This window comes from Bradyrhizobium sp. 23 (genome assembly GCF_023073295.1).
Taxonomy (GTDB): domain Bacteria; phylum Pseudomonadota; class Alphaproteobacteria; order Rhizobiales; family Xanthobacteraceae; genus Bradyrhizobium; species Bradyrhizobium canariense_D.
On sequence record NZ_JADPJF010000042.1, the window covers coordinates 32,647 to 41,546 of the forward strand.

General features: G+C 61.4%; 6 protein-coding genes and 1 tRNA gene. 5 read left to right on the forward strand and 2 right to left on the reverse strand.

What is annotated here, in order from left to right:
* The 4 genes from IVB32_RS09845 to IVB32_RS09860 form a co-directional block, all read left to right on the forward strand.
* On the forward strand, nt 1–919 hold a 919-nt coding region (locus tag IVB32_RS09845), incomplete at its 5' end, for an amidase family protein (protein ID WP_247410269.1).
* Nucleotides 910–1,212: a hypothetical protein gene (locus IVB32_RS09850; protein ID WP_085383246.1), complete on the forward strand. Its 303-nt coding sequence runs from the start codon at nt 910–912 to the stop codon at nt 1,210–1,212. The genes IVB32_RS09845 and IVB32_RS09850, both read left to right, overlap by 10 nt.
* Nucleotides 1,209–2,693 (forward strand): Asp-tRNA(Asn)/Glu-tRNA(Gln) amidotransferase subunit GatB, encoded by a 1,485-nt coding sequence (gene gatB, locus IVB32_RS09855; protein WP_204511383.1) that lies wholly within the window; start codon nt 1,209–1,211, stop codon nt 2,691–2,693. Before IVB32_RS09850 ends, gatB begins: the two co-directional genes overlap by 4 nt.
* Before the next feature lie 1,705 nt (nt 2,694–4,398).
* Nucleotides 4,399–4,665 carry a hypothetical protein gene (locus tag IVB32_RS09860; protein ID WP_085351418.1) on the forward strand — a complete coding sequence of 89 codons (267 nt, stop codon included), beginning with the start codon at nt 4,399–4,401 and terminating at the stop codon, nt 4,663–4,665.
* Between the two features lie 290 nt (nt 4,666–4,955).
* Here IVB32_RS09860 and IVB32_RS09865 read toward each other — a convergent pair.
* Nucleotides 4,956–5,048: transfer RNA gene (locus IVB32_RS09865), tRNA-Ser, on the reverse strand.
* A 1,328-nt stretch (nt 5,049–6,376) separates the two neighbouring features.
* Here IVB32_RS09865 and IVB32_RS09870 point away from each other — a divergent pair.
* Nucleotides 6,377–7,948, forward strand: a complete 1,572-nt coding sequence (locus IVB32_RS09870; protein ID WP_085357377.1) for a porin — start codon at nt 6,377–6,379, stop codon at nt 7,946–7,948.
* A gap of 317 nt (nt 7,949–8,265) precedes the next feature.
* On the opposite strand, the gene IVB32_RS09875 is transcribed toward IVB32_RS09870, so the two are convergent.
* A partial coding sequence (locus IVB32_RS09875) for a YkgJ family cysteine cluster protein (protein ID WP_247410270.1) occupies nt 8,266–8,900 on the reverse strand: 635 nt, incomplete at its 5' end.

Here is an 8,900-nt window from a genome sequence, read left to right on the forward strand (position 1 = left end):
GGCGGCGTTCACCGCGACCGTCGGCATCAAGCCAACCTATGGCCGCTGCTCGCGCTGGGGCATCGTCGCCTTTGCCTCCTCGCTGGACCAGGCTGGTCCGATCGCGCGCAGCACGCGCGATGCCGCGATGCTGCTGCGCTCGATGGCTGGCCACGATCCCAAGGACACGACCTCGGTCGATATGGCCGTGCCGGACTACGAGGCCGCGATCGGCAAGTCCGTGAAGGGCATGAAGATCGGCATTCCCAAGGAATACCGTCTCGACGGCATGCCGGCCGAGATCGAAAAGCTTTGGGAAGCGGGCGCGGCCTGGCTGAAAGCGGCCGGGGCCGAGCTCGTCGAAGTGTCACTGCCGCACACCAAATACGCGTTGCCGGCCTATTACATCGTGGCGCCGGCGGAGGCGTCCTCCAACCTCGCGCGCTATGACGGCGTGCGCTTCGGCCTGCGCGAGCAGGGCGGGAACATCAACGAACTCTACGAGAACACCCGTGCAGAAGGTTTTGGCGCTGAGGTGAAGCGCCGCGTCATGATCGGCACCTACGTGCTCTCGGCCGGCTATTACGACGCCTATTATTTGCGCGCCCAGAAGGTGCGCACGCTGATCAAGAAGGACTTTGAGGATTGCTTTGCCAAGGGCGTCGACGCGATCCTGACGCCGGCGACGCCGTCGGCGGCCTTCGGCATCGGCGAGAAGGGTGGCGCGGACCCCGTCGAGATGTACCTCAACGACATCTTCACGGTGACCGTGAACATGGCGGGCCTGCCGGGCATCGCTGTGCCCGCTGGCAAGGATGCGCAGGGCCTGCCGCTCGGCCTGCAGCTGATCGGCCGTCCCTTCGACGAGGAGACGCTGTTCTCGCTCGGCGAGGTGATCGAGCAGGCCGCCGGCCGCTTCACGCCGGCGAAATGGTGGTGAAGATGGCGGCGTATATCGCCAGCCTCGACGGCGCCGCGCCGCCGCCGGACCTCAGCGCTCCACTTGCCGCACTATGGTGGGCCGCCAAGGGCGACTGGGACGAGGCGCACAAGATCGTCCAGGACGAGAGCGGCCGCGCGGCCGCTTGGGTGCACGCCTATCTGCACCGGGTCGAGGGCGACCTCGGCAACGCCGGCTATTGGTACCGCCAGGCCGGCCAGCCCGTGGCAACGGATTCATTACAGGCAGAGTGGGAGCGGATCGCTGCCACGCTGCTCGGGAGCAAGCCATGAACGCACCTGCCGCACCCCACAAACTTCTCAAGGGCTCAACCGGTGACTGGGAGATGGTCATCGGCCTGGAGGTCCACGCTCAGGTGACGTCGAACGCGAAGCTGTTCTCCGGCGCCCCCACCGCATTCGGCGGCGAGCCGAACTCGCATGTGTCGCTGGTTGACGCGGCGATGCCGGGCATGCTGCCTGTGATCAATGAGGAATGCGTCAGACAAGCTGTCCGGACCGGCCTCGGGCTGAACGCGCAGATCAATCTGCGCTCGGTGTTCGACCGCAAGAACTATTTCTATCCAGACTCGCCGCAGGGCTACCAGATCAGCCAGTACAAGTCGCCGATCGTCGGCGAAGGCGAGGTCGTGGTCGAACTGGACGGCGGCAAGACCGCCACCATCGGCATCGAGCGGCTGCATCTGGAACAGGACGCCGGCAAATTGCTGCACGATCAGTCGCCGACCATGTCCTATGTCGATCTCAACCGCTGCGGCGTAGCGCTGATGGAGATCGTGTCGAAACCCGACATCCGCGATGCCGAGCAGGCCAAGGCCTATGTGACCAAGCTGCGCTCGATCCTGCGCTATCTCGGCACCTGCGACGGCGACATGGAGAAGGGATCCTTGCGCGCCGACGTCAACGTCTCCGTGCGCAAGCCCGGCGCGCCGCTGGGCACCCGCTGCGAGATCAAGAACATGAACTCGATCAATTTCATCGGCCAGGCGATCGAGTACGAGGCCCGGCGCCAGATCGAAATCCTCGAGGACGGCGGCGCGATCGACCAGGAGACCCGGCTCTACGACCCCAACAAGGGCGAGACGCGGTCGATGCGGTCCAAGGAAGAGGCGCACGACTATCGCTACTTCCCCGATCCCGACCTGCTGCCGCTGGAGTTTTCGCAAAGCTTCGTCGACGAGTTGAAGGCTGAGCTGCCCGAGCTGCCGGACCAGAAGAAGACGCGCTTCGTCGCGGATCTCGGCCTGTCGGCCTACGACGCCAGCGTGCTGGTCGCCGAGCGCGAGAGTGCCGTGTTCTACGAGACCGTGTTGGAGAAACTCGCCAACCGCGCGCGCGACGGCAAGGTCGCCGCGAACTGGGTGATCAACGAGCTGTTCGGTCGTCTCAACAAGGAAGGCCGGGATATTACGGACTCTCCGGTCGATGCCGCACAGCTCTCAGGGATCATCGACCTGATCGGCGAGGGTACGATCTCCGGCAAGATCGCCAAGGATCTGTTCGAGATCGTCTGGCAGGAGGGCGGCGATCCCCGCGCACTGGTCGAAAGCCGCGGCATGAAGCAGGTCACGGATCTTTCGGCGATCGAAAAGGTTGTCGACGACATCATCGCGGCCAATCCCGACAAGGCGGCGCAGGTCAAGGACAAGCCGCAGTCACTCGGCTGGTTCGTCGGCCAGGTGATGAAGGCATCCGGCGGCAAGGCCAACCCGCAGAGCGTCAACGAGCTGCTCAAGTCCAAGCTCGGCATCTGACCTCGCGCGTTCGAACGAGGTGACGGACAGGCGTCGTCACCTCGCTTTCGGTTCGCGATGCGACGCTCGCGCACATCCTCTGCGACGAACTTCATCCCGATCGAACGCGACACGCCGACCGAATCGCCGTCACGCGATTCGCGCAAAACGGCGACTTGCACGCGCTCTGACGAGCGCTCGCGCCGTTAATCATGAAAATATTTTCGTTGCCAAAAGTCGCGACTCAGAGTCCGCGAAGCGCCTTCGCGAGGCGCTCGCGCGATCGGCAGGATGCATCATTGCAACGATCGTGCGCGATGCACGCGTGCAAGAAAATACTTGCTGCATAGTGTTTTTCTACAATCGCATCTTTTGCAAACGTCGATGCCGCGGGCACTCTCTGCGATCGCAAGCACACCTCATGCAGTCCGTTTGCATCGCGTTCGCCAGCGCAGGCGCGTTTCGCCGTCAACACTTCTTTAAGCGAGACGCTGTTTTTTTCGTTGTGTTGGTGTATTCGGGATGAGTGTGCACTCGATCCCCGACTGCATGCAGCGATTAAGCCATCTCACACATCGGAGGGCAACATGGCCAAGAAAGCTAAGAAGGCAAAGAAGGCGAAGAAGGCGAAGAGCGCAGTGAAGAAGACTGCGAAGAAGACCCGCAAGGTCGCCAAGAAGAAGTAACTTCGCTTTTTGAAGTTGCCGGCTCCTAGAGAGCCGGCACGTCATCAGCGCCTCTCAAAAGGTTCTGGTCGACGATAGAGGGTGTCGGCGAGACATCAGGTCAACGGTCGGATCGTTCTCTTCGCGGGTTCGCTCGCTAAGCCCGATCCGGCAGAAGAAACAAGTTTTCTTCGTTCGGTGCGGTTCTCCGTAAGGGGCTCCGCAATTTCACAGGCGGCCTTCGGCCAACGTGGAATCTGGTCCTGACGTGTTCGCCGACGCCCTCGTTCTCATGAGGCCGGGGTATTGCCGGCATTCCCATATCCCGACATTGTTGATCTGACCGCGATGTGGCCGTTCTGCCCTTGAGCAGTCAGGGTTGTCGCATATGACGTCAGCGGCGCCTGAGCGAGCACCTCGTCCTTCGAGAGGACCGCTTAGCGGTCCCCTCCGGATGAGGCTCGGCTGCATCCATCTACGTTGATGCTGCCGCATCCTCATCCCTCATCCTGAGGGCCCGCCGCAGGCGGGCGTCTCGAAGGATGGCCGCAGTCGAGCTTCCAGCCATATACTTCTTCATATGCGCGCCCTGCTTGAGCAGGGAGGCTGCAGCGCAATTGCAGGCAGTTCGCGCACCTCTTCTCCATTCGCGGTGTCATCGCCCGGCTCCGACCGGGCGATCCAGTACCCCGCAGCTTCTCGTGGGACCATTGCTGTCTCTGGAATACGGTGACGACAGCAGGCGGGGACACCACAGGACGCGCGTCACCGTGCGCAATGGTTATCGTTCTCCCAAAATCCCAAGGTAAACCGAATCTGACGAATTGCAGAAGTCCCTGCAAAATAGGGATTTCTTGCATTTGTCGTGCGCGCCTGGCGCGGGCGCGTTTACGTCTGCTTCATCGCGATACTTAAACTGCCATTCAAATTTGCCCGCCATCATTACCTCCAACAAGCCGGCAAACGGCACGGGCAAAAAGCCTCGGGGATGAGTTGAACAGTTGATCGGACGGGAGCCGCGCTCGGGGGACGAGACGGCATAAGAAAAAAGGGGATGCGTTATGTTTCAGGGTACTTTCGATCTGGAGACCGCGACGCCGATCGACGCAGGCGCGCTGTCGGACGTGCTGTTCGAGCGCGGCCTCTATTGGGCGAGCGGACGCGCCGGCCTCGTCGATCTCGTCGCCGCGCACAAATGGTTCAACCTCGCCGCGCTCAAGGGCCGCAAGGACGCCGTGACGCTGCGCCAGGAAGTCGCCGGGCAGATGTCGGATGCCGATATCTCAGCCGCCCAGCGCGAGGCGAGGGCCTGGGTCTCCGCCCACTGAGCGGTGAATCACGTCCCGGCGGTCGTTTTCGCAGGCGAACCTGATTTTCGCTAATCGGTTCCCTCGTGGTCCGCCATCCGGATTCGGAGCGGCGTGAGCGATCCCGACGAGATGACTGGGCGCAGATCAGAGGCGGCGGATTTAGATCGCGCCCTTGCACTATGATCTGGGATACTTCGACCCGGAGCAGAAAACCCTGCAACCTCTCGACAACCCGTTCGGCACGAGGCTGTCACCCATGTCTTAGGTACGTTCCGTTACCCATGTCTTCGGGCCGGACAGCTGCGGAGTGGCGGAGAGGGAGGGATTCGAACCCTCGATACAGCTTGAGACCGTATGACGCTTTAGCAAAGCGTTGCCTTCAGCCACTCGGCCACCTCTCCGGTGCGAGCCTTATGCATCTAATTACTTGGGCTGGTCAATTTGGAAGCGTGTGTTTTTGCTCAAATATTCCCAGCGAATTCCGAAACCAAGCGGTTTGCTCTCGGGCCGAGAACGTAACACCGCGATAACGGACGCCAAGCTGGAGGTTCTGGCGCTTGTATTAAGAGTGGTTCTGGCGCGGACAAAGGGTCCCTTCATCCATATAAACGATTGATTTTGCTTTCAAATTGGATCGAATGGCCCGCGTGTGGGACGACTGCCTTCGTCGCCGACCGCCTCATCAGTGATTCATTTGCAAGCGATTGATTTAATTGTCTCTTTCCGCGATTCGCCACAAACTATGAGCGGTGATTGCCCCTCAGATCGGCTGACGGGGGTCCCGTGTTATAGGCTGCGGGGAGGGCGCTCTCACTATTAGTGGGATCATTCGCTCGCCGGCCGAGGATCTGCCCCGTCGCGCCAGGCGTCGCCGCAATCAGGGAGGGCCTTGTCTGGCGATTTCTCTTTCCGTGGAAACGGCCCTTGGAAATCAAAGCAGGGACGATCTGGCACGCTGTTTCATTCTTCAACTGTCAGGACTCCGGCGCTACGGATCTCATCTTACAATAGTCAGGACGTAGAGCATCCAGCTGGGTAGCTCACTGCGAGATATCGATAGGCAATATCCCGATCGCTTCGAGACGTACGCGTTTTCAATCGGTCCTGACGACAACAGCGATCTCCGCAAGCGGCTCGAAGAGTCATTTCATCGCTTTGTCGATTGCGAGACAAGCTCGACGGTGAAGTCCTGCAAGCGATCGACGATTCGCAGATCGATATTTTGTCGATCTTGCAGCCGCTTGATGGTCAGGCCAGCCAGTTCCCGAAGGACTGGCGCACGGCGAGTCCCTGGTTGATTCCACGATTCGGACGCCCCAGACCCACAGCGAGGCGTCTCCAAGAATGTGAGGGGCTGGTGCCGGAACTTTTGATGGCAGATTAAACCCGTCGAAAAAGATCAGCAGATTCAAAGTGTTACAAAGACGCCCTGATCACATCTTTGTGTTATTTGTGCAACACCCGTTGGAAAACACGCTCGATCGGCCGGTTCTGAAGCGTTCTGTTGTTGTGTGTGCAAGGGGGTTCGGTAATTGTGACTGAGCGACGGAGGGGGGCATCCCGAGGTCGTCCCGTCTTAGGTGGTTCGCTTAAGTCCCTCGCGTTCAGCGGGTGTGTCCGAAGGCGCGAAGCGACTAAGCGGTGAATTTAAGGGACAAGGGAACCAACCTTAGGGTGTCTTCACCCAGCGGATCCGGAACCTTCCCTATGGCAAACTTGGAGGTTTAACATGAAGTTGGTTAAGAGCCTTTTGCTCGGTTCCGCGGCGGGTCTGCTCGCTGTTGGCGGAGCGCAGGCAGCCGATCTCCCCGTGAAGGCCAAAGCGGTCGAATACGTGAAGATCTGCTCCCTGTACGGTGCGGGTTTCTACTACATCCCCGGCACCGACACCTGCATCAAGCTGGGTGGTTATCTGCGCGCTGAAGTCGCGCTGAACACCAACTCGGACTTCAGCGGTCAGCTCACGTCGAACAACGGCGCGCGCAACCGTCTGACGAACTACTACACCATGCGCGCTCGTGAAGATCTCAACATCGACACGCGCACCGCGACCGAGTACGGCGTCGTCCGTACCTTCTTCGACGGCGTGTTCTCCTGGACCACCGGCAACTACGCCGGCACCGGCAGCGCGACCGGTACCACTGCCTACAGCAGCACGCTGGCGCTCAACACCTCCGGCGCCGCCCCGGCGCTCGTTGGTTCGGCCGTCAACGGCACCGACGGCGCGACCTCCGGCGGTTCGCTCGGCGTGTACTACGCCTTCATCCAGTTCGCTGGCTTCACCATGGGTAAGGCCGTGTCGCAGTTCGACGCGCCCTGGACCAACTATCCCGGCAACAACTTCGACAGCCTCGTCGGCGGTTCCGGCACGGTCACTGGTGTCAACCAGTTCACCTACACCGCTGACTTCGGTCAGGGCGTGACGGCGTCGTTCTCGGCTGAAGATGCGACGGCCTATTACCAGGCTGGCAACCTGAACATGACTGGCGCGACTGCGGCTGGCATGATCGGCGGTTCGTATGGCTCCAACGCCATCGGCGGTTCGCGTTCGCCGAACCTCGTCGGTATGGTCCGTGTCGACCAGGCTTGGGGTCTGTTCCAGGCGTCGGTCGCTGCGCATGACAACCACGTTGCCTACTACGGCGCCACCGAGCCGACTGGCCATCCCGACGACAAGTGGGGTTGGGCTGCTCAGCTCGCTTTGTCGATCAAGAACATCCCGACTGGCGCGGGTGACGTGATCAACATCCAGGGCGTCTACACCGACGGCGCATCCCGCTACAACTTCCAGAACCTGGCGGGCGGCAGCTACTCGATGTTCGGCAGCTCCGGCGTTGCCTACCAGAGCGTCGGCTTCGCCATCGCTCCGGACACCGTGTTCGTGACCGGCAGCGGTCAGGAAACCGTCAAGACCTGGGGCTTCCGCGGTGCCTACACCCATAACTGGGATCCATACTGGAACACCGCGATCTACGGTGCTTACGCTCAGGCGCAGTACGGCACTCTTGCCAAGACCACCCTCTGCGGCGCTGGCGGTGCTGGCGGCGTGTTCGGCGGCCTGGCGGGCGTGACGGGTTGTAATCCTGACTTCGCCATCGGCCAGGTCGGTGTCATCACCCGCTGGACCCCGGTCAAGAACCTGACGTTCTCGGCCGACCTCTCCTGGACCCATCTGGACCAGAAGTACGCTGGTACGGTTGCTTACGCTGGTGCCGGCACGACGGCCAAGCCGGCCGCCGTGTACGAGCTGAAGGATCAGGACACGCTCGTTCTGCTCCTCCGCGCTCAGCGCAACTGGTAAGTTCGGTCTAACGACCTGACAGAGAGCCCCGGCGGGAAACCGCCGGGGCTTTTTTTGCACCAGGCGGACCACGGATCTCCGACATGTTCTGAAGAACGAGTGGAGTGTGGAATGATGAGTAGCTTTGGGTGATCAAGAGCTGGGTTCGGATCGCGCGATCAAGACCACTTCAGCCGCCGCGGCAAGAGGCGGAGGCGCCGGCAGGTCCTTGAGATTCATGGCCACCACGGCGTCCAACGTGGTCTGCCCGTCTAGACCGCAACCAGCGCGAGTCGAGCGGCATAGAGCGGGTTAGGCCGCGTCGACGACGTCGGAGTTTAGGCGTGGTGCGACAGCCGTAGAAGCGCCGGCCGATAGGGGGCTTGCGGATCGTCGTCCTCATTCGAGGGAATTGTGCAGGAGCCGAATTCCTGTCTGATCCGCTCGATCTCGGCGATGCGCTCGTGCAGCCGCTGCAGATGCTCCGGGGATTTCGCCCGCCAGAATCGAAATGTGTCGGCGGTGAGCGGGAGGAACGCGGTGCCGAACAGCGTCGGCTCCGGAACGACGGTTCGCCCGAGCAGCAGGAACCGCCCGGCACCGGAGACGACGAGGGTCGCGTAGCCGCGGTTTCCGATCCTCTTGATGCCATTCAGCGACCATTCGGCGAGCTTGCTGAAATAGGGCTCCTCCCGCCAGCGATCGGGGCAATGGTCATCGACGGTAACGTTGACCGCGTCCTGGCTGAAATGCACGATGATGCCCGATTTCGCCGGAAACCAGTCGTCATCCAGATGGCCCTGCAGCCAGGCGCAGACGAAGGAACGGCACATCTGCGGACGGCGCTCGTAGATGGTGCATCCAGTGCCCGTCTGCCAATGCCTGCACAGCTGGTTCACCGGCTTGTCGACGGCCGCCACTTCGAGGATATCGCAGCAGGCATTGCACGAGCCGCATTGCCGGGCTGGCTGGG

Excerpts from the sequence above, each read along its gene's own strand:
- gatB (WP_204511383.1), top strand. The coding sequence starts at position 1,209 with ATGAACGCACCTGCCGCACCCCACAAACTTCTCAAGGGCTCAACCGGT.
- IVB32_RS09860 (WP_085351418.1), top strand. The coding sequence starts at position 4,399 with ATGTTTCAGGGTACTTTCGATCTGGAGACCGCGACGCCGATCGACGCA.
- IVB32_RS09850 (WP_085383246.1), top strand. The coding sequence starts at position 910 with ATGGTGGTGAAGATGGCGGCGTATATCGCCAGCCTCGACGGCGCCGCG.
- IVB32_RS09870 (WP_085357377.1), top strand. The coding sequence starts at position 6,377 with ATGAAGTTGGTTAAGAGCCTTTTGCTCGGTTCCGCGGCGGGTCTGCTC.